16 protein-coding genes are annotated in these 19,803 nt (G+C 60.8%); 5 read left to right on the top strand and 11 right to left on the bottom strand.

Features of this window, described 5'->3' with window-relative positions; translation table 11 throughout:
- Window positions 1-79: 79 nt before the first annotated feature.
- Window positions 80-1,327: a 2-oxoglutarate dehydrogenase complex dihydrolipoyllysine-residue succinyltransferase gene (odhB, locus tag G7048_RS22900; protein ID WP_166070339.1), complete on the bottom strand. Its 1,248-nt coding sequence runs from the start codon at window positions 1,325-1,327 to the stop codon at window positions 80-82.
- A gap of 54 nt (window positions 1,328-1,381) precedes the next feature.
- Entirely contained in the window at window positions 1,382-4,261 is a 2,880-nt protein-coding gene (locus G7048_RS22895) for a 2-oxoglutarate dehydrogenase E1 component (protein WP_166070338.1), read from the bottom strand.
- A gap of 259 nt (window positions 4,262-4,520) precedes the next feature.
- Between G7048_RS22895 and G7048_RS22890 the strand changes: the two genes are divergently transcribed.
- Window positions 4,521-5,633 (top strand): AI-2E family transporter, encoded by a 1,113-nt coding sequence (locus G7048_RS22890; protein WP_166070337.1) that lies wholly within the window; start codon window positions 4,521-4,523, stop codon window positions 5,631-5,633.
- Window positions 5,634-5,735: 102 nt separating this feature from the next.
- Here the strand turns inward: G7048_RS22890 and G7048_RS22885 are convergent, their stop codons facing one another.
- Genes G7048_RS22885 through G7048_RS22875 form a run of 3 tightly spaced genes read right to left on the bottom strand, consistent with a single transcriptional unit; the run spans window position 5,736 to window position 8,559 of the window.
- A complete protein-coding gene (locus tag G7048_RS22885; RefSeq protein ID WP_166070336.1) occupies window positions 5,736-6,719 on the bottom strand; it encodes a tripartite tricarboxylate transporter substrate binding protein in 984 nt (327 codons plus the stop codon).
- 53 nt (window positions 6,720-6,772) lie between these two features.
- On the bottom strand, window positions 6,773-7,144 hold the full coding sequence (locus tag G7048_RS22880; RefSeq protein ID WP_205750308.1) for a hypothetical protein: 372 nt from the start codon (window positions 7,142-7,144) through the stop codon (window positions 6,773-6,775).
- 20 nt (window positions 7,145-7,164) lie between these two features.
- Complete coding sequence (locus G7048_RS22875; RefSeq protein ID WP_166070335.1) at window positions 7,165-8,559, bottom strand: acyclic terpene utilization AtuA family protein; 1,395 nt, start codon at window positions 8,557-8,559, stop codon at window positions 7,165-7,167.
- An 81-nt stretch (window positions 8,560-8,640) separates the two neighbouring features.
- Here G7048_RS22875 and G7048_RS22870 point away from each other — a divergent pair, with 81 nt between their 5' ends.
- The gene (locus G7048_RS22870) at window positions 8,641-9,534 is read left to right on the top strand and encodes a LysR family transcriptional regulator (protein ID WP_166070334.1); all 894 of its coding nucleotides are present in this window, start codon (window positions 8,641-8,643) and stop codon (window positions 9,532-9,534) included.
- 174 nt (window positions 9,535-9,708) lie between these two features.
- The gene (locus G7048_RS22865; RefSeq protein ID WP_166070333.1) at window positions 9,709-10,575 is read left to right on the top strand and encodes a universal stress protein; all 867 of its coding nucleotides are present in this window, start codon (window positions 9,709-9,711) and stop codon (window positions 10,573-10,575) included.
- 21 nt (window positions 10,576-10,596) lie between these two features.
- On the opposite strand, the gene G7048_RS22860 is transcribed toward G7048_RS22865, so the two are convergent.
- From G7048_RS22860 to G7048_RS22850, 3 genes are all read right to left on the bottom strand, one after another.
- On the bottom strand, window positions 10,597-11,508 hold the full coding sequence (locus tag G7048_RS22860) for an alpha/beta fold hydrolase (protein WP_166070332.1): 912 nt from the start codon (window positions 11,506-11,508) through the stop codon (window positions 10,597-10,599).
- Window positions 11,509-11,704: 196 nt separating this feature from the next.
- The gene (locus G7048_RS22855; RefSeq protein ID WP_166071139.1) at window positions 11,705-13,354 is read right to left on the bottom strand and encodes an ABC transporter ATP-binding protein; all 1,650 of its coding nucleotides are present in this window, start codon (window positions 13,352-13,354) and stop codon (window positions 11,705-11,707) included.
- A gap of 42 nt (window positions 13,355-13,396) precedes the next feature.
- On the bottom strand, window positions 13,397-14,461 hold the full coding sequence (locus G7048_RS22850) for an ABC transporter permease (RefSeq protein WP_166070331.1): 1,065 nt from the start codon (window positions 14,459-14,461) through the stop codon (window positions 13,397-13,399).
- A 102-nt stretch (window positions 14,462-14,563) separates the two neighbouring features.
- On the opposite strand from G7048_RS22850, the gene G7048_RS22845 reads away from it, so the two are divergent.
- Entirely contained in the window at window positions 14,564-15,076 is a 513-nt protein-coding gene (locus G7048_RS22845; RefSeq protein ID WP_240933086.1) for a DUF2127 domain-containing protein, read from the top strand.
- Here the strand turns inward: G7048_RS22845 and G7048_RS22840 are convergent.
- Window positions 15,040-16,086, bottom strand: a complete 1,047-nt coding sequence (locus G7048_RS22840; protein WP_166070329.1) for a microcin C ABC transporter permease YejB — start codon at window positions 16,084-16,086, stop codon at window positions 15,040-15,042. The two genes, G7048_RS22845 and G7048_RS22840, sit on opposite strands and share 37 nt — an antisense overlap.
- Window positions 16,087-16,102: 16 nt before the next feature.
- A complete protein-coding gene (locus G7048_RS22835) occupies window positions 16,103-17,971 on the bottom strand; it encodes an extracellular solute-binding protein (RefSeq protein WP_166070328.1) in 1,869 nt (622 codons plus the stop codon).
- Window positions 17,972-18,070: 99 nt separating this feature from the next.
- On the opposite strand from G7048_RS22835, the gene fabI reads away from it, so the two are divergent.
- On the top strand, window positions 18,071-18,871 hold the full coding sequence (gene fabI / locus G7048_RS22830; RefSeq protein WP_166070327.1) for an enoyl-ACP reductase FabI: 801 nt from the start codon (window positions 18,071-18,073) through the stop codon (window positions 18,869-18,871).
- 112 nt (window positions 18,872-18,983) lie between these two features.
- Here fabI and G7048_RS22825 read toward each other — a convergent pair whose 3' ends face one another.
- Entirely contained in the window at window positions 18,984-19,724 is a 741-nt protein-coding gene (locus G7048_RS22825) for an abortive infection system antitoxin AbiGi family protein (protein WP_166070326.1), read from the bottom strand.
- Window positions 19,725-19,803 lie beyond the last annotated feature (79 nt).

The following is a 19,803-nucleotide window of genomic DNA, read 5'->3' as shown; positions in this document are numbered from 1 at the left end:
TGTGAATCTTTTCTCTGTATTGCTGGAAAAAACCCACCGCTTTTGGAGGTGGGTTTCATCGAATCTCGAACTGCAGTGATTACAGGTCGAACAGCAGACGCGAAGGATCTTCCAGCGCATCCTTCATGGCGACCAGGCTCAGAACGGCTTCGCGGCCGTCGATGATGCGGTGGTCGTACGACATGGCGAGGTAGTTCATCGGACGGATCACGATCTGGCCGTCTTCCACCACGGCGCGGTCCTTGGTGGCGTGCACGCCCAGGATGGCGGATTGTGGTGGGTTGATGATGGGGGTGGACATCATCGAGCCGAAGGTGCCGCCGTTGGAGATCGAGAAGGTACCGCCGGTCATGTCTTCGATGCCCAGCTTGCCGTCCTTGGCCTTCTGACCGAATTCGGCGATCTTCTTTTCGATGTCGGCGAAGCTCATCTGATCGGCGTTGCGCAGGATGGGCACCACCAGACCACGTGGCGAGCTGACAGCGATACCGATGTCGAAGTAGCCGTGGTAGACGATGTCGTTGCCGTCGATCGAAGCGTTCACTGCCGGGAACTTCTTCAGAGCGTGCACAGCAGCCTTCACGAAGAAGGACATGAAGCCCAGCTTCACGCCGTGTTCCTTGACGAAGGAGTCCTGGAACTTCTTGCGCATGTCCATCACAGGAGCCATGTTCACTTCATTGAACGTGGTCAGGATGGCGTTGGTGGCTTGCGATTGCAGCAGACGCTCGGCGATGCGGGCACGCAGACGTGTCATTGGCACGCGTTGCTCTGGACGATCGCCCAGGCTCACGGCTGGAGCAGCCACTTGCGGCAGCGCGGTGGTAGGCACGCCGGTCGGGATGGCAGCGCCACCCTTGATGGCGGACAGTGCGTCACCCTTGGTCACGCGGCCGTCCTTGCCGGAGCCCGCCACGTTCGCAGCCGACAGGTTGTTGTCGGCCAGGATCTTGGCGGCTGCTGGCATGGCGACGCCAGCCTTGCTGTTGTTGCTTGCTGCAGCGGCGGCAGCAGGAGCGGCTGCTGGTGCAGCGGCTGAGGCGGCCGGTGCTGCTGCAGGAGCCGCAGCGGCGGCGCCAGCAACGGCTTCGGTGTCGATCTTGGCGATCAGTTGCTCGGCGATGACGGTTGCGCCGTCGCCTTGCAGGATTTCCGTGATCACACCAGCTGCTGGAGCTGGCACTTCGAGCACGACCTTGTCGGTTTCGACTTCGATCAGGATTTCGTCCACTGCAACTGCTTCGCCAACCTTCTTCTTCCAGTTGAGCATGGTTGCTTCGGTGATGGATTCCGACAGCTGTGGGACTTTGACTTCAACGATAGCCATTTTTAAATTTCCAATTCGTGTTTTGTACTGATAGGTATGAGTGGGTTTCCAGCCTTACTTGGTCAGGACAAAACCCTTGAGCTTGCCGAAAGCGCCATCGATCAGCGCCTTTTGCTGCTCTTGGTGCAGGTGCGAGTAACCCACGGCAGGCGATGCGGAGGCGGCGCGACCGGAGTAACCCAGCTTTTGGCCATCTTGCATGTTCTCGTGGATGTTGTGCTGGATGAAGAACCAGGCACCCTGGTTCTGTGGCTCGTCCTGGCACCACACGATTTCGGTAGCGTTGCTGTACTTCTTGACTTCGGCAGCGAAGGCCTTGTGTGGGAAGGGATACAGCTGTTCGACGCGGATGATGGCCACGTCGTCGATCTTGGCTTCGGCGCGCTTCTTCACCAGGTCGTAGTACACCTTGCCCGAGCAGGCGACGATGCGCTTGACCTTGGCGGCGTTCTTGACGATGGCGTCGTCCTGCTCCGACAACACGGTGTGGAATGCACCCTTGGTGAATTCGGTCAGTGGCGAAGTGGCGTCCTTGTTACGCAGCAGCGACTTCGGCGTCATGATCACCAGTGGCTTGCGCAGGTTGCGAACCTGTTGGCGACGCAGCACGTGGAAGATCTGGCTGGCGGTCGTCGGCTGCACCACTTGCATGTTGGTGTCAGCAGCCAGCTGCATGAAGCGTTCCAAGCGCGCCGAGCTGTGCTCTGGGCCTTGACCTTCGTAGCCGTGTGGCAGCATCAGTGTCAGGCCGTTCACACGGCCCCACTTCACTTCACCGGATGCGATGAACTGGTCGATCACCACTTGCGCGCCGTTGGCGAAGTCGCCGAACTGGGCTTCCCAGATCACGAGGGTGTTCGGGTCGTTCGATGCGTAGCCGTATTCGAAGGCCAGAACAGCTTCTTCGGACAGGATGGAGTCGATCACGACGAACGGAGCCTGGTTGTCAGCCACGTTCTGCAGCGGAATGTAGGTGCCTTCGCTCCACTTTTCGCGCTTCTGATCGTGGATCACAGCGTGACGGTGGGTGAACGTGCCACGGCCGCAATCTTCACCGGACAGACGCACTGGGTAGCCCGAAGCCACCAGCGATGCGAAAGCCATGTGCTCGCCCATGCCCCAGTCCACGTTGATCTCGCCGCGGCCCATGGCTGCGCGGTCGTCGTACACCTTCTTCACGAGTGCGTGAGGAGTCACGCCTTCGGGGATGGTGGTGATCTTCTCGGACAGGCGCTTCCACTCGGTCAGAGGGATGGCGGTGTCGCCAGCGTCGGTCCACTTCTGGTTCAGGAACGGGCTCCAGTCCACCGCGTACTTGCTCTTGAAGTTGGTGAGCACTGGATCAACCGTGTGCTTGCCTTCGTCCAGAGCGGCGCGGAACGCCTTGACCATGTCGTCGCCCAGCGTTTCACCGAGGCCTTGTGCAGCCAGCTTGTCGGCGTACAGCTTGCGGGTGCCGGGGTGAGCGCCGATGCGCTTGTACATCAGCGGTTGGGTCAGAGCGGGAGTGTCCTGCTCGTTGTGGCCCAGCTTGCGGAAGCAGATGATGTCGACGACCACGTCCTTGTCGAATTCCATGCGGAATTCAAGCGCCAGTTGCATGGCCAGCGCCACGGCTTCTGGATCGTCACCGTTCACGTGCAACACGGGCGACTCGATCATCTTGACGATGTCGGTGCAATACAGCGTGGAGCGTGCGTCGCGTGGATCGGAAGTCGTGAAACCGATCTGGTTGTTGATGATGATGTGGACTGTGCCGCCTGTGGAATAACCACGGGTCTGGGCCAGTGCCAGGGTTTCCTGGTTCACGCCTTGGCCAGCGAAAGCCGCGTCGCCGTGCACCAGCACGGGCAACACTTGCTTGCCGCGTGGGTCAGCACGACGGTCCATGCGCGAGCGCACCGAGCCTTCGACCACAGGGTTGACGATTTCCAGGTGCGATGGGTTGAACGCCAGCGACAGGTGGACCGGGCCACCAGCGGCGGACACGTCCGAGCTGAAACCCTGGTGATACTTCACGTCGCCCGATGGCAGTTCTTCAGGAGCGGTGTGATCGAACTCGGCGAACAGGTCCTTGGGCATCTTGCCCAGAGTGTTCACCAGCACGTTCAGACGGCCACGGTGGGCCATGCCGATCACGACTTCCTGCACGCCCTTCAGGGACGCTGCATTGATCAGTTCGTCCATCGCAGCGATGAACGATTCGCCGCCTTCCAGCGAGAAACGCTTCTGGCCGACGTACTTGGTGTGCAGGTAGCGCTCAAGGCCTTCGGCAGCGGTCAGGCGGTCGAGAATGCGCTTTTTCTTGGGAGCGTCGAAAGCCGGCTTGCTGCGGATGGTTTCGAGTTTTTGCTGCCACCAGCGCTTCTGGTTCTGGTCGGTGGCATACATGTATTCAGCACCGATGGTGCCGCAATACGTTTCGCGCAGAGCATTCATCAGCTCGCGCAGAGTCATGGTTTCCTTGCCGAAGAACGTGTTGCTGGTGTTGAACACGGTTTCCTGATCGGCATCGGTGAAGCCGTAGAACGAGAGTTCCAGCTCAGGAATTTCGGGGCGCTCGGTGCGCTTCAAGGGATCGAGGTCAGCCCAACGTTGGCCGACATTGCGGTAAGCGGCGATCAGCTGTTGAACGGCGGTGCGCTTGCGGCCCAGTTCCGAATCAGCGCCGGAGGCAACGACTACCTGTGTTCCGCCCTGCTTTGCGCGCTCGGCGAAAGCGTTGATGACGGGCATGTGGGGCACGTCCTTGGCGTTCGATCCATCGACTGCAGGCACATGCTGCAGTGCGTCGAAGTATTCGCGCCAGGAATCAGGAACGCTGCCGGGGTTGGCCAGGTAGTTCTCATACATCTCTTCCACGTAGGGGGCATTGCCGCCGAAGAGATACGTGTTGCCTTGGTAGGCTTTGTATACCGATGTGGGTTCGCTCATTGTTCCGCTCACCTCTGCTTCCCTTCAGGAAGCTTTAGCTGGTTAGTAAACCTTCCGCGTCACGGCTGAACCGGTTGGCGGATGCGACTGTGGCAGGGGAAGGGCCTAAGTACGGGCGCTATTGTGCCATCGAAGTTCATGGCGCGTGTGGCGGCTTGATGTCGGACATGCACTTATTCGTAACTGCGCAATACCTTTTCGATAACTTTTCAGGCGTCAACTCGCGTACATTTGCCGGAATTCGCCTCAATTGCGCCCTATGAAATCACAAACCCTGCAGCAACGCACCTTTTTGCTGATTCTGATATCGGTAACCCTTGCCTTCTTCGGGATCCTCTGGCCGTATGCGTTCGCCGTGTTCTGGGGTGTGGTGCTGGCGATTCTCTTTGCCCCACTTCAAAAGTGGCTATTGCAGCGCATGCCCAAGCGCAAGAACTGGGCGGCGCTGATCACGCTGAGTGTCTGTCTGCTGCTGGTGATTCTGCCGCTGCTGCTGATCGTCACCTCGCTGGTCACCGAGGCCGGTGCCATCTACGAGCGCCTCAAATCCGGTCAGCTCAATGTGGGCAGCTATCTGCAGACCGTCTCGAAGGCCCTGCCCGCTTGGGCCATGCAGTTGCTGGACCACTTTCACCTGACCTCCATGGCGGAAATCGAGGATCGGCTCTCCAAATTTGGCGCGCAAGCGAGTCAGTTTCTTGCCACAAAGGCTGTCGACGTGGGCTCGAACACCCTGCAGTTCGTGGTCGGATTCGGGGTGATGCTGTACCTGCTGTTCTTCCTGCTGCGCGACGGCTCGCAACTCGCCGCACGCATTCGCGACGCCGTACCACTCGACCCCATGCACAAGCGCAAGCTGGCCGCCAAGTTCACCACCGTGATCCGCGCCACCGTCAAGGGCAACATCGCCGTGGCCGCCGTGCAGGGGGCGCTCGGCGGGCTGATCTTCTGGATTCTCGGCATTCAGGGCCCCGTGCTCTGGGGCGTGATCATGGCCTTCCTGTCGCTGCTGCCCGCCGTCGGTGCAGCGCTGATCTGGGCACCCGTCGCCATCTACTTCTTCGCCACCGGAGCCACGTGGCAAGGCGTCGTGCTGGTCGCCTTCTGCGCGGGCATCATTGGATCGGTGGACAACATCCTGCGCCCTCTTCTCGTCGGCAAGGACACCAAGCTGCCCGACTACGTGGTGCTGATCTCCACGCTGGGCGGCATGGCGATCTTCGGCATCAGCGGCTTCGTGATCGGCCCCATGGTGGCGGCACTCTTCAACGCCGTGTGGGACCTGTTCTCGCCACCGGCCGGTGATGAGGAAAACGAAGGGACTACTGCAACCGAGATTTCGGCGCTCGAAAACAACAGCGTGAACAAGTAAGAGAGAAGAGAGTCTCGCCTTTTGAGGCGCTGAACAACAAAGGCCCGACGCCTGCCATCTGCGGTGTCGGGCCTTTGCATTTCAAATTTCAATTCAGGGCGATCACTCCGGCTGAATGCCCGCTGCCTTGATCACCTTGCCCCACTTGAGCGCATCCGACGCCTGGAACTGCGCCAGCTCTTCCGGCGTCGTGGTCCAGGCCACGGAGCCAGCGGTGGCATAGAACGACGTGGCAGCAGCGCTCTTGGTCGCGTTCTTGAGCAGCTCGTTCAGGCGAGCAACCACTTCCTTGGGCGTGCCCGCCGGAACATAGGCCGCAAACCAGTAGCCCATGTCGTAGCCCTTCACGCCCGCTTCTTCCAGCGTGGGCACATCGGGTAGTTGCGCGCTGCGCGTCTTGGTCGAGTAACCCAGAGCGCGCAGCTTGCCCGACTTGATCTGCGGAATGCCGGTGGAGGTGTCGGTGATCATCATGTCGATCTGCCCGCCCAGCAGGTCGGTGATCGCCAGCGGATTGCTCTTGTACGGCACATGCAGGATGTCCACGCCCGCCAGTTGCTTGAGCATTTCACCCGCCACGCGGCTCGATGAACTGCCGCTGCCAAACGACAGCTTGCCCGGCATCTTCTTGGCCGCAGCCAGCAGCTCGCCCACGTTCTTGTATGCCGACGCCGAGTTCACCACCAGCACCTGACCGCCCTTGCCCAGCCCCGTCACGGGCGCAAAGTCCTTGACCGGGTCGTAGGGCAGCTTCTTGTACAGATGCTCGTTGGCCGACTGTGTGGTGTTCGTCGTGATCAGCACGGTGTAGCCATCCGGCGCAGCCTTGGCCACATGCTGCGCGGCAATCATGCCGCTCGCGCCCGCCTTGTTGTCCACGATGACCGACTGCTTGCCGTCCGCCGTCACCGACTGGCCGAGCGCACGCGCCAGCAGATCGGTCGCGCTGCCCGCCGCGAACGGCACGATGAAGTTGATGGGCTTGGCCGGATAGTCCGCCGCCTGCGAATGCGCGGCAAAGCCCAGCGCCACAGCGCCCATGGAAAGCGCGAGGATGCTGCGTCGGTGAATGTTCTTCTTGGTCATGCGAGTTGTCTCCGTTGTTGTCAAGTGGATGAATCGGTGATGGAAAAGTGGCGTCAGCCTGGCCCGGCAAGATGCTGTTGCAGCTCCGGCGGAACGGGAATCTGGATGTCGAGCAGCAGAAAGGAAAGTGCCTTGCCGTGACTGTCAAGATTCAGCGCGTCGTTCACGCCGCCATCCAGCACATCGTCGAGCACAAAGTTCATCGCCTGCAGATTCGGCAGCAGATGGCGCGTGACGCGGCTCGGATGGCGCAGCGCAAACTGCTCGGCCACGCGCGCCTCGGTCACCTCGCTGACCAGCAGATCCCACAACGCGGGATGCCAGGCGATGACGCTGATGTTGGAACGATTGCCCTTGTCGCCGGTGCGTCCGTGCGCAAGGCGATGCAGCGGGACGAGTGGCGCATCTGAAATTGGTTGGTTCATAAGAAATCTCGCTGGCTCAATCAATCGACAAAGGCAAAACGCTGCTCCACCGCCTCGCGCGGCACGAAGCAAGACACCGTGCCAAGACGCGCGCGAATCGACGAGCGCACTCCTCCACCGCCTGCCGGTCCAGCGCAGTAAAGCGCGTTCACTTCGCGCGTCAGACGCTGTGCCTCGTTGCGATCATCACGCTGCCAGGACAGGCGCAGCCGCACATCGCGTGCCTCGCGCAAAGCCTGCATTTGCGACTCGTTCGCCGATGAAAGCCATTCGTTGTGATCGTCGCCAAAGATGCTGTTCACGCCGATCAGATCGACGCGAATCGGTGCCTGCGCGCCCAGCCGTTCGCGAATCACATCGGCTGCGAGCAAGGCACGCGCACCGGCACGCGCTCCGGCATAGGAGATTTCGGCCTCGGCAAACCAGCCCGCTTCAAAGCAGACGTTCACCTTGAGCGTCGCGGGGCGTTCATGCCCTTTCACGCCTTCGACACGCACCAGATTCGCGCCGACTTCCTGCACCCGCGCTTCGGTGATGTCCGCCGTCACATCGGGCGTGAGATAAGCCGCCGGATCGTGCAGTTCATACAGCAATTGCTCCTTCACCGTGCAACTGTCGATGCGCCCGCCTGTCCCCGCAGGCTTGGACACCGTGCAGTTTCCATCGGCATCGATCTCCGCAATCGGGTACCCGACATGCGCCAGATCGGGCACGTCCTTGTAGCCCGGATCGGCAAAGTAGCCGCCGCTCACCTGCGAGCCGCATTCGAGCAGATGGCCGACCATGGTGGCGCGGCCCAGGCGATCCCAGTCGTCCATGCTCCAGCCGAAATGCGCGAGCGTGGGGCCGAGCACCAGCGAAGGATCGGCCACGCGACCACAGACGACGATGTCCGCACCGGCGCGCAGCGCATCGGCAATCGGCTGTGCGCCGATGTAGGCGTTCGCGCTGACGATGGGTTGCTTGGGCAGTCGATCGCCCAGCGCGTCGACCAGCATGGGGCGAAAGCGGTCGGCGAGCAGATCATCGCCCTCCACCACTGCAATCTTCGGGCGACGCGCGCCCAGTTCTTCGGCCAACGCCAGAATGCGCTTGGCCGCACCGCGCGGATTGGCCGCGCCGAAGTTGCTCACGATGCGGATGGCGTGCTGCAAGCACTGCGCGAGGACAGGCCGCAGCAGATCATCGAGCAGCGGCTCGTAACCCGCATCCGGGTTCTCGCGCCGCGCCAATTGCGCCAGCGCCAAGGTGCGTTCGGCCAGCGTCTCGAACATCAGCACCGAAGGCTTGCCCGCAGCGATCAAATCCTGAACCACGGGCCAGGCCGCATCCGTGCGGTCGCCCGAAAAACCTGCCGCGCAGCCGATCCGCAAAACACCTTTCGGTTGGCCGGGCTGCTCATTTGCCTGTGTCATATTTGTCTCCTGATGGGCAATGTAGAGGTCTTGGGTTATTCTGTGAAATCGATAATCAAGATGAATTGATCTGATTTTCAAATGAATATCTCCACCCGCCAGATCGACGCCTTTCTCGCGCTGGCCGCGCAGCGCAACTTCACGCGCGCTGCGGCGCAATGCCATCTGTCGCAGCCCGCGTTCAGTGCGCTCATCAAGGCGCTGGAGGATGATCTGGGCGTGCGCCTGTTCGACCGCAGCACGCGCCATGTCGAGCTGACCGCCGAAGGCACGAACTTCATGGAGTCCGCCCAGCGCATTCGCAGCGAGGTGGATCTGGCCTTGTCGAGCATGCGCGACGCCGCCACCTTGCGACGCGGGCGCGTGGCGATTGCGCTGCTGCCGTCGCTGGCCGCAGGCTGGCTGCCGGATCGACTGGCGGAGTTTCACGCGCAGTTTCCGGGCATCGAACTGGAAATCTCCGATGTGCTGTCCGAGCCCTGCATCGAACTGGTCGCCACGGGCAAGGCCGATTTCGCCCTCGCCGCCATCCGCGCCGACACGCCCGATCTGCAGGCCGAGCCTTTTTGCAGCGACGACTTTCATCTGGTCTGCCCAAGCCATCATCCGCTCGCCAAGGGTTCGCGCAAGCGCCCCGTCACGGTAGAGGAACTCGTGCAGTGGCCCTTCATCCACATGGCGCGGCACAGCAGCGTGCGCCAGTTTCTCGAAGCCGCCCTGCACCCGCAGCCCATGAAAAGCGTGATGGAGGTCGAACAGCTCGCCACCGTCATGGGCATGGTGCGCGCGGGTCTGGGCATCAGCGCGATTCCTGCGCTCACGCTGTTTCATTTTCAGCAGCAAGGGCTCGTCACGCGCCCGCTGCACTGGCCCGAACTCACGCGCCAAATCTATCTGGTGCGCAGGCGTGATCGCAGCCTGTCGGTGGCGGCTCAGGCCATGTATTCGCTGCTGATGGAGAACAAGCCAAAGTAGGTGAATGCCCTGAGTTCCCATACCGAGCGTGGTTAAGCGTCAATGCTCCATTTTTCGGCGCTACACTCGGGCCGACTTGTTGCAGGCGCATCGTTTTCCCTTCGGATGCGAGCCCTGCAAACCTCGCCGAAGCCACACGCTGGCTGGTTGTGCTTGCATAGGAGGAAATGCCGTATGAACACCCCAGACACCGTTTATGCCTGCATCGATGGACTCGATGCGACGGCATCCGTGATCGACAGCGCCGCCTGGGCCGCGCGTCGGCTGCACGCCCCCATCACCTTGCTCCATGCGCTGGAGCGCCCCGACCCGTTGCCGCCCGTGGGCGACTACAGCGGGCTGATCGGCGTGGGCGCGCAGGAAGTGCTGCTGCAGCGCCTGAACGAGCTGGACGAAGAACGCTCCAAGGTCGCGCATCAGGCGGCAGAGCAGATGATTCAGGAAGCGCTCAAGCACATCGATCCCGAAAGCGTTCCTGCGCTGCACACCTACCTGAAAGACGGCAATCTCACCGATGTGCTGCTGGAGCAGGAACCCTGCGCGCGGCTGTTCGTGCTCGGCAAGGGTTTCAAGGCCACGAAATCGCGCAAACTGCGCCTTGATCATCGCGTGGAAAGCGTGATCCGCAGCGTCAAGCAACCTGTGTTGGTGATCACGTCGGGCACCTTTGTTCCGCCTACCCATTTCGTCGTGGCTTTCGATGGCAGCGCGACCTCCATGCGCGCCGTGCAGGCGGTTGCGCGCAGCCCGTTGCTGCGCGGCATGGGGGCGCAACTGGTGATGGCAGGCGATCCCACCGCCGAGATGCGCGATCAGATGCTGCGCGCGCAGCAACTGCTCGAAGAATCCGGCTTCAAGGTGACCACGCAGGTCATTCCCGGCGTGCCGGAAGAAGCCATTCCCAACTTTCTTTCGACGCGCGCCGACACCTTCCTCGTGCTCGGGGCCTATGGCCATTCGCGCATTCGCCAGCTCATCGTCGGCAGCACGACCACCGCGCTGCTGCGATTGAGCTCGGTGCCGGTGCTGGTGCTGCGCTGAACGAGAAGCCCCGCTGCCCGATCAGCCCTTGCTCAAGAGAAACGGCAGGGCCGATTCGAGCAAGGCGTCGGGCGCTTCTTCGGCAATGTAGTGCCCGCATGGCAAGGTGTGGCCGCGTACGTCGGTGCTGATCTTCTGCCATTCCTTGAGCGGCTCGAAGCAGCGATTCACCACGCCCTGCTCGCCCCACAGCACCAGCGTGGGAACGCTCAATTGGTTGCCGCTGGCGATGTCTTCGCGGTCATGTTCGAGATCGATGTCCGCAGACGCGCGGTAGTCCTCGCAGATCGCATGTGCCGTGCCGGGCAAGGCGATGCAGCGTTCGTACTCGGCCAACGCGCGCAGATCGAACGGTGCCAGCCCCGCACTGCGATTGCCCATCACATCGCGCACGTAGGCCGATGGATTGGCGGTGATCAGGCGCTCGGGCAACGGCGACTTCTGAATCAGGAAGAACCAGTGCCAGTACGCACGCGCAAAGGCCTCGGTGGTCTGCGAATACATGGCGAGCGTGGGCGCAATGTCCAGCATCACCTGGCGTTCGACCGCCGCCGAATGATCGAGCGCCAGCCGATGCGCCACGCGCGCACCACGGTCATGCGCGAGCACGCGAAAGCGCTCGTGACCGAAATGCCGCATCACCTGCACCATGTCGCTGGCCATCACGCGCTTGCTGTAGTCGATGCTGCGCGCGCCGCCATTGGGCTTGGACGAATCGCCATAACCGCGCAGATCGGCGATCACCAGCGAGAAGTGCTTGGCCAGCTCCGGCGCCACCTTGTGCCAGATCGCCGAGGTCTGCGGATGGCCATGAAGCAGCAGCAATGGCGGGCCTTCGCCGCCGGTCAATGCATGAATGTGGACACCGCCATGGACGGGGACGAAATGACTTTGGAAGTTGGGGAACAACTCACCGAGTTCGCTGCTGTGCATGTGCTTGTCTTGCCTCTCTCTGGAAATGAATCAACGGCTGCGGACGGAAGCCGGTTCGCGTCTGCGCCATAGTCAACTCGGGGAACGAATGCTTCCATCATAGGATTGAAAGCAAACGCCTCGGCCCGGCAATGTCATGCAGCAGGGTTTGAGAGCGTGATCAAGATCAAGCGCCGGGCATTTCGCCCGCGTTTGTCTACACCTGCGCAGCCGCCACCAGCTTCTGCGTGTACGGATGACGTGGCGCGTCCAACACCTCGCGCACGGAGCCGCCTTCGAGCACTTCGCCGTCCTTCATCACGATCACGTTGTGTGCCATGGCGCGCACCACGGCGACGTCGTGGGTGATCAGCAGATACGACAGTTGGTGCTCTTTCTGCAGCCGCTGCAGCAAGCCCAGCACCTGCTGCTGGATGGTCACGTCGAGCGCGCTGGTCGGCTCGTCGAGCACCAGCACTTGCGGCTCGACGATGAGCGCGCGTGCAATCGCGAGGCGCTGGCGCTGTCCGCCCGAGAACTCATGCGGGTAGCGCGACAGCAATCCGGGGAACTGCTCCTCAGTCAACCCCACGTCGGCGAGCATCTTGCTCACGCGCTCGCGGCGCTGGTCTTCGGTGAGTTGCGACGCATGCACCTTCAGGCCTTCGCCGACGATTTCCTCGACGGTCAAGCGCGGTGACAGCGACGAGAACGGGTCTTGAAACACCACCTGCACCTGTCTGCGCAGCGCCTTGTTGTGGGCGGTGTTGCGCTGCGCAGGCTGCTGCCAGTGCTGCTTGGAAATCTCCATCTCACCCACAAACGGCAACAGCCCCAGCATGGCTTGCGCGAGTGTGGATTTGCCAGAGCCCGACTCGCCCACCACGCCCAGCGTCTGCGCAGCCGGAATCACAAAACTCGCGTGCTTGACCGCATCGAAGTGGCCCTTGCTGAACCAGCCCTTGATGCCAGCCAGCGGCACGGGATAGCTCACATTCAGATCGCTCACCTGCGCCGCAAAATCAGTGACCGGCACGGATTCATTCACCTCGATCACATCGCGCACCGGCGTGCTGCCGATCAGGCGTTGCGTGTAGGCATGCTGCGGGTGCTTGAACACCGACTCGACCGCGCCCTGCTCCACCAGCAAGCCGCGCTCCATCACCGCCACGCGGTCGGCAAAGCGGCGCACCAGCACCAGGTCGTGCGTTATCAGCAGCACGGCCATGCCGGTCTGGCGTTGCAGGTCGCTCAGCAGATCGAGAATCTGCCCGCGCAAGGTCACGTCGAGCGCCGTCGTCGGCTCGTCGGCCAGCAGCAGCTTGGGCTTGCTGGCAAGGGCCATCGAAATCATCGCGCGCTGGCGCTGCCCGCCCGAGAGCTGGTGCGGAAACGCCGCTGCGCGCCTTGCTGGCTCAGGAATGCCGGTGCTGGCCAGCAACTCGATCGCCTGATCGCGCGCCTGCTGTTTGGTCAGCGCCTGCTTGAGCTGCAGCACTTCGGCGATCTGCTCGCCAATCGTCATGAGCGGGTTCAGCGCCGTCATCGGCTCCTGAAAAATCATGGCGATATCGCCACCGCGCACGCCACGCATTTCGCGCTCGCTCAAGGCCAGCAGATCGCGGCCATTGAACATCGCCTGGCCGGACAATTCAGCTTCACCTGCCAGACGCAAGAGCGACAAGGCGGTGATCGTCTTGCCCGAACCCGACTCGCCCACCAGCGCCAGCTTTTCGCCCGCTGCGATGTCGAAGCTCACGCCGTGCACGACCTCTTTCTGGCCAAAGCGCACATGCAGATCCCGCACCGACAGCAGCGGCGTCGATGACGAAGAAGAAGCCGGAGACATTGGATCGGTGGCGCGCATGTTCGAGGAGTCTTTCGATGGGTTGGAACGGGAAGCCATGGATCACTTGTCCATCTTGCGCGGGTCCATCGCGTCACGCAGCGCGTCACCCATGAAGGTCAGCAGCAGCAAGGTGATCACGAGCACCGCGAACGTGGACAGCGAAATCCACCACGCATCGATATTGTTCTTGCCCTGCGAAAGCAGCTCGCCCAAGCTCGGCGTTCCGGGCGGCACACCCAGGCCAAGAAAGTCCAGCGACGTCAGCGCCAGAATCGCCGCGCCCATGCGGAAAGGCAGAAAGGTCACCACCGGCGTCATGCTGTTGGGCAGGATGTGCCGCCAGATGATCTGCCAGTTGCTCACGCCCAGAGCGCGCGCGGACTTCACATAGTCGAGCTGGCGATTGCGCAGGAACTCCGCACGCACATAGTCCGACAGCCCCATCCAGCCGAACAGCGACAGCAGCACCAGCAGCAGGCTGATGCTGGGTGCGAACACGGCCGAGAAGATGATCAGCAGATACAGCTCCGGCATGGATCCCCAGATTTCGATGAAGCGCTGAAACGCCAGATCGACCTTGCCGCCAAAAAACCCTTGAATCGCCCCTGCCAGCACGCCCAGCACCACGCCGACTGCGGTGAGCGCCAGCGCGAACAGCACGCTCACGCGAAAGCCGTAGATCAGTTGCGCGAGCAAATCGCGACCCCGGTCGTCCGTGCCGAACCAGTTGGCCATCGTCGGCCCCGAAGGATTGGGCGACTTGGCAAAGTAGTTCAGCGTCTCCGGCCCATAACGGTTGATGGTGTAGAGCGCCCAGTTGCCGTTGCTGGAGAGCTTTTCCTGAATGAATGGATCGAGGTAATCGGTGGGAGTCTGAAAGTCCCCGCCGAACGTGGTCTCGGGGTAGCTGTGCAGCATGGGCACGTAATACTGGCCCTCGTACTTGACCAGCAGCGGCTTGTCGTTGGAGATCAGTTCGGCCACGAGACTCAGCACCACCAGCAGGCTGAAAAGCACGAGGCTCCAGTAGCCCAGACGGTTCTTGCGGAAACGACGCCACGCCCGACTCGCGGGAGACTGAGGAAGGTTGGTGGGAGAGGAAGCTCGCTCGGTCATTGCATTCATTCTATGAAAGTTCGGACGCTTCAAGACGGCCTGTCGGCTGACACGGCAACCGGCCGCAATCGAGCACAAACTCCACCATCGAGCTCCCCACATATCTGTGCTGTGACATCACCAGAATCCAATCTCCGCAAAGCGGTCAAGGCGGTTGCCCTGTTCGAAGCCCTCAAAGGTCTGGCCGCGCTGCTCGGCCTTCTGGGACTGCTCAGCCTGCTGCACCACGATCTGCACCGCTTCGTGATCGAACTGATCGGCCACTTCGGCATGTCGCCCCATTCGCATTACCCGGAATTGCTCGTCAACGCGGTGGACAAGCTCATCGGCACGCCCGCGCACACCATCGTGCTGCTGGGTTGCGCGTACATCGCCATGCGCTGGATAGAAGCCTGGGGCCTGTGGCACGACAAGCTCTGGGGCGAGTGGCTGGGCGCGCTTTCGAGCGGCATCTATGTTCCGCTCGAAGTGCGGCACATCATGCTGGCACCGCATTGGCAAGGCGTGGCGGTGCTGACGCTCAACCTGGTGTTGATCGCCGTGCTGCTGTGGAGAATCAGAGATCGCAGACAAAGCCGGACCGGCGCTCAATCGAACTTCACGCGCGGATCGACCCACACGTAGCAAAGGTCGCTGATCAGCTTGGTGACCAGACCGATCAGCGTGAACAGATACAGCGTGCCGAGCACGACCGGATAGTCGCGGCGGATCACGCTTTCGTAGCTCAGAAGGCCCAGTCCGTCGAGCGAGAACAGCGTCTCGATCAGCAGCGATCCCGCAAAGAACGCGCCGATGAACGCCACCGGAAAGCCCGTGATGATGGGAATCAGCGCGTTGCGGAACACATGCTTCCACAGCACCTGCTTTTCGCTCAGGCCCTTGGCGCGCGCGGTGAGCACGTATTGCTTGCGGATTTCTTCGAGAAACGCGTTCTTGGTGAGCATGGCCGTCACCGCAAAGCTACCCGCCACCATTGCGGTGATCGGCAAGGTGATGTGCCACAGGTAATCGGTGACCTTGCCCATCATGCTGAGTTCATCCCCGTTGGGCGATGTGAGGCCGCGCAGCGGAAACCATTGCAGTTGCCCGCCGAAGATCACCAAGAGCGCCACACCCAGCACAAAACCCGGAATCGCGTAACCGACCAGAATGATCAGCGTGGTCACGAAGTCAAAGCGCGAACCCGCGCGTACCGCCTTTGCCACGCCCAGCGGCACGGCGACCAAGTAGCTGATGAAAAAAGTCCACAGGCCCAGGCTGATGGACACCGGCAGTTTTTCCTTCACCAGCGTCCACACGTCCTTGTTCTGAAAAAAGCTGCGCCCCAGATCGAAACGCGCAAACTGGCCGAGCATCTGGAAGAAGCGTTCGTGCGCAGGCTTGTCGAAGCCGTAGAGCTTTTTGATCTGCTCCAGCCGCTGCTTGTCCACGCCCTGCGCGCCGCGGTACGAAAGCCCTCCTCCTTCGCTCGCACCACCGCCGCCGCCCATGCCCGCGACGCCTGCCTTGGCCTCGGCCATGTATTGCTCGACCGGGCCACCGGGCACGAACTGGATCACCACAAAGGTCAGCAGCAGCACGCCCAGCAGCGTGGGAATCATGAGCAGAAAGCGTTTGAGGATGTAGGCAAACATAGGGCAGAAAATCCGTTCAGGGCTGCTTCTTAGGTACGGGCGCGGGTGCTGGGGCCGTGTCTTTGGTCAGCGGCGGCATGCGTGCCCACCAGTTGTCTATCACCCAGGGTTCGCCGCTCACATAGGGCGGCGCAACCTGCGGGCGCTCCAGCCGCCAAGCGTTGTAGACCATGCGGTGCACGCCCGAGAAATACTGCGGGATCAGATAGTGCTCGTTCACGATGATGCGTTCCAGCGCGTGGCAGGCGGGCAGCATCTGCTCCTTGGTCTTGGCGCTCACCATGGCCTTGAGCATCGCATCCACAGCCGGGTTCTTCACACCGGGAAAGTTGCCCGAATCCTCCTGATCGGCGGCAGCGCTGCCGAACATGTCGAAGAACTCCTGCCCCGGATTGGTCGTGCCCTGATAGGCGATGGTCGTGATGTCGAAATCGAACTTCTGCAGCCGCTGTTGGTAGAGCGCGAAATCGACCGCGCGGAACTTGAGCGTGACGCCGAGCTTCTGCAGATTGCGCAGCCACGACGAAAAGGTCTTGATGCCGGTTTCGCTGCTGTCCAGATATTCCAGCACCATGGGCTCGCCCTGTGCGTTGCGCAGCACGCCATCGCGCACTTCCCAACCGGCTTCCTTGAGCAGCGCCTGCGCATGGCGCAGGTTGTCGCGCAGGCTCTTGTCGCGGTCGGTCGTGGGCGGCGTGTACATCTCGCCAAACACGGCATCGGGCAAATCCTTGCGCCACGGCTCCAGCAAGGCCAGTTCCTGCGGCGAAGGCTTGCCCGTCGTCTCGCACATGGTGTTGCCGAACAACCCCTTCACGCGCGTGTAGGAGCCGTAGAACAACTGGCGATTCATCCATTCGTAGTCGAAGGCCAGTCCCAGCGCCTCGCGCACGCGGCGGTCCTGTAAAAGTGGCTTGCGCGTGTTGAGCACAAAGCTCTGAAAACCCGAGGGCAGCTTGTTCTGAAATTCGCCCTTCACCAGTTCGCCCGAATCGAACTTCTTGCCATTCACCCGCCGCGCCCAGTCGCCAGCGCTGAAAAAGCGCATCAGGTCGAACTCGCCCGCCTTCAGCGCTTCGAGCCGCGCCGTGTTGTCCTTGTAGATTTTCACCAGCACGCGGTCGAAATTGCCCGAGCCCTTGCGCACATTCAGGTCACGCGCCCAGTAGTTCGGGTCGCGCACATAGGTGATGTCCTTGCCGAAGTTGACCGGCCCGATCTTGTAGGCACCGCTGCCGATGGGGATGTCCATCACCACCTGATCGAAGGGCTTGGCCTTGCCGTCCTCCACGCCCCAATCGCGGCTGAAGATTGGCAGACCACCCACCGTCAGCGGCAGCTCGCGGTTCGGGCTCTTGAAGCGAAAGCGTACCGTGCGGTCGTCCAGCACATCCACCCCCGCCACATCGATCAGCAGCGTCTTGTAGCCCGGCGAGACAAACGGCCCCACCAGCGTGTCGTAGGTGAACTTCACATCCTGCGCCTGCACCGGCTTGCCGTTGTGAAAGCGCGCCTTGGCGTTGATGCGGAAGGTGGCCGAGAGTCCATCGGCGGCCACCTGCACGTCCTCGGCCAGCAGCCCGTAGCCCACGCCCGTCTCGTCAAGCGGGCCAGTGAGCAGCGAATCGAACAGCATGCTGCTCAGATACGCAGGCGCATTGCCGCGAATCGTGAAGGGGTTGTACTTGTCGAAGGTGGAAATCCGCAGATTGCTCACCAGCCTGATCTCGCCGCCCTTGGGGGCATTCACATTCACATACTGGAAGTGATCGAACCCTGCCGGGAGCGCCGGTTCGCCCCACATGGCATAGGCATGCGCCGCCCATGCAGGCACGCACGACAACAGGCCCAAGCCCACCAATCCGAAGCTCTTGATTAACCGCATGCGACAATTCTGCACTAGACGGGCGGCCAGTCCACGCAAACCGACCACCGCCCACCGTCATTCGATCCTCTCGATTCATTTTTTCAGGAGAACAACACAATGGGTTTCCTCGCTGGCAAGAAGCTGCTCATCACGGGCGTGCTGTCCAACCGCTCCATCGCCTACGGCATCGCCAAGGCCTGCCATGAACAAGGTGCCGAACTGGCATTCAGCTACGTGGGCGAGCGCTTCAAGGACCGCATCACCGAGTTTGCCGCCGACTTCGACTCCAAGCTGGTGTTCGACTGCGACGTGGGCGACGACGCGCAGATCGAAAAGATGTTTGCCGACCTGGGCGCTGTCTGGGGCAAGTTCGACGGCTTTGTGCACTCCATCGGCTTTGCGCCGCGCGAAGCCATCGCAGGCAACTTCCTCGACGGCCTGACCCGCGAGAACTTCCGCATTGCGCATGACATCAGCGCCTACAGCTACCCCGCCATGGCCAAGGCCGCCCTGCCGTACCTGAACGACAAGTCCGCGCTGCTGACCCTGTCGTACCTGGGCGCGCTGCGCTCCATCCCCAACTACAACACCATGGGTCTGGCCAAGGCATCGCTCGAAGCCTCCGTGCGCTACCTGGCCGAAGCCGTGGGCCGCACCGCCGACGGCCGCTCGATCCGCGCCAACGGCATCTCCGCCGGCCCGATCAAGACCCTCGCCGCCTCCGGCATCAAAGACTTCGGCAAGCTCCTCGGCCGCGTAGCCGATGCAGCCCCTCTGCGCCGCAATGTGACGATCGAAGACGTGGGCAATGTCGCCGCGTTCCTGCTGTCGGATCTGGCGAGTGGCGTGACTGCCGAGATCACTTATGTGGATGGCGGGTTCAGCCAGACTGCTGGGTTGTCGGCTGATCAGGTTTGATTGCTTATTGACTCGTCAAAAAGCCCGCAAAATTGCGGGCTTTTTACTTTTCAAAGGTTATCAAGATGGAACCGATGCCTAAAAAAATGCGATTCAATACTTAACGCAAAACTCAGATATCCGACTTAATTTGATCAGTCGTAAATATACGAGTTGTTAGTCTTTCAACATCATGCAGCGAATAGCTTCGCCCCTTTACCCGGCGAAGATGATCAACAAAATCCCCTATTTCCGAGTCATCATTAATGATGATGTACTTTATATCATTCGGATCAAATTCCAGACGCATATTTAAAAGTGAACCATCGACCGCATCCTTATGTTCTTGATAATATGACTCACCAACAAGCATGTCACGCAGGCTGGAGTATGGTGGAACGAACCTCCACTCTCGCTCATCCGAGAATCTATAGCGATCAATCCTAACCCCCTTTCTCTCCAAGGGTCCTTCATAATTTTTCATATATCGAAGTACATCACCTATAGCCTTTTGTTCGTCCGTCCACTCATCGACATCCTTATCAGAGTCTAGCGCATAGTGTTTAAACGCCTGAGCATAGCTTGCAGACAACATTGAATTTTGCGCAACATACAAAACCGGATTCAACGCCTTCCGCACACCCCATTCCTTTGTCATGCCGATACCATAATTACCATATTTAGATATGTGATCCTTAACCTCTGACAATGGAATATCGCAAAAACTCACCATAGGAACCCGAATACCATGCTCCACCCCCCCGAGCATTATTAACTCACCACAATTGAAGATTCTAAAATTCTCTTCCAATATTCCCATCAAACTATTTTTCTCTTTGGTGAAGTGAATTAACGTATTAGCACTTAGCGCCATATTCCCTCTATCAAAAATTATAAGATAAAATCAATTAAAATACACAGACGCACATACACTTAGTATGTGTCAGGTCCCG

Source organism: Diaphorobacter sp. HDW4B (assembly GCF_011305535.1).
Lineage (GTDB): Bacteria > Pseudomonadota > Gammaproteobacteria > Burkholderiales > Burkholderiaceae_C > Diaphorobacter_A.
The sequence above is the reverse complement of the archived record's forward strand: the minus strand, read 5'-3'. Positions and strand labels throughout refer to the sequence as shown.

Bases quoted from the DNA above. Each gene is read 5' to 3' on its own strand.
- G7048_RS22875 (WP_166070335.1), bottom strand. From the start codon at position 8,559: ATGACACAGGCAAATGAGCAGCCCGGCCAACCGAAAGGTGTTTTGCGG.
- G7048_RS22885 (WP_166070336.1), bottom strand. From the start codon at position 6,719: ATGACCAAGAAGAACATTCACCGACGCAGCATCCTCGCGCTTTCCATG.
- fabI (WP_166070327.1), top strand. From the start codon at position 18,071: ATGGGTTTCCTCGCTGGCAAGAAGCTGCTCATCACGGGCGTGCTGTCC.
- G7048_RS22870 (WP_166070334.1), top strand. From the start codon at position 8,641: ATGAATATCTCCACCCGCCAGATCGACGCCTTTCTCGCGCTGGCCGCG.
- G7048_RS22890 (WP_166070337.1), top strand. From the start codon at position 4,521: ATGAAATCACAAACCCTGCAGCAACGCACCTTTTTGCTGATTCTGATA.
- G7048_RS22855 (WP_166071139.1), bottom strand. From the start codon at position 13,354: ATGCGCGCCACCGATCCAATGTCTCCGGCTTCTTCTTCGTCATCGACG.
- odhB (WP_166070339.1), bottom strand. From the start codon at position 1,327: ATGGCTATCGTTGAAGTCAAAGTCCCACAGCTGTCGGAATCCATCACC.
- G7048_RS22865 (WP_166070333.1), top strand. From the start codon at position 9,709: ATGAACACCCCAGACACCGTTTATGCCTGCATCGATGGACTCGATGCG.
- G7048_RS22825 (WP_166070326.1), bottom strand. From the start codon at position 19,724: ATGGCGCTAAGTGCTAATACGTTAATTCACTTCACCAAAGAGAAAAAT.
- G7048_RS22895 (WP_166070338.1), bottom strand. From the start codon at position 4,261: ATGAGCGAACCCACATCGGTATACAAAGCCTACCAAGGCAACACGTAT.
- G7048_RS22835 (WP_166070328.1), bottom strand. From the start codon at position 17,971: ATGCGGTTAATCAAGAGCTTCGGATTGGTGGGCTTGGGCCTGTTGTCG.
- G7048_RS22850 (WP_166070331.1), bottom strand. From the start codon at position 14,461: ATGAATGCAATGACCGAGCGAGCTTCCTCTCCCACCAACCTTCCTCAG.
- G7048_RS22880 (WP_205750308.1), bottom strand. From the start codon at position 7,144: ATGAACCAACCAATTTCAGATGCGCCACTCGTCCCGCTGCATCGCCTT.
- G7048_RS22860 (WP_166070332.1), bottom strand. From the start codon at position 11,508: ATGCACAGCAGCGAACTCGGTGAGTTGTTCCCCAACTTCCAAAGTCAT.
- G7048_RS22840 (WP_166070329.1), bottom strand. From the start codon at position 16,086: ATGTTTGCCTACATCCTCAAACGCTTTCTGCTCATGATTCCCACGCTG.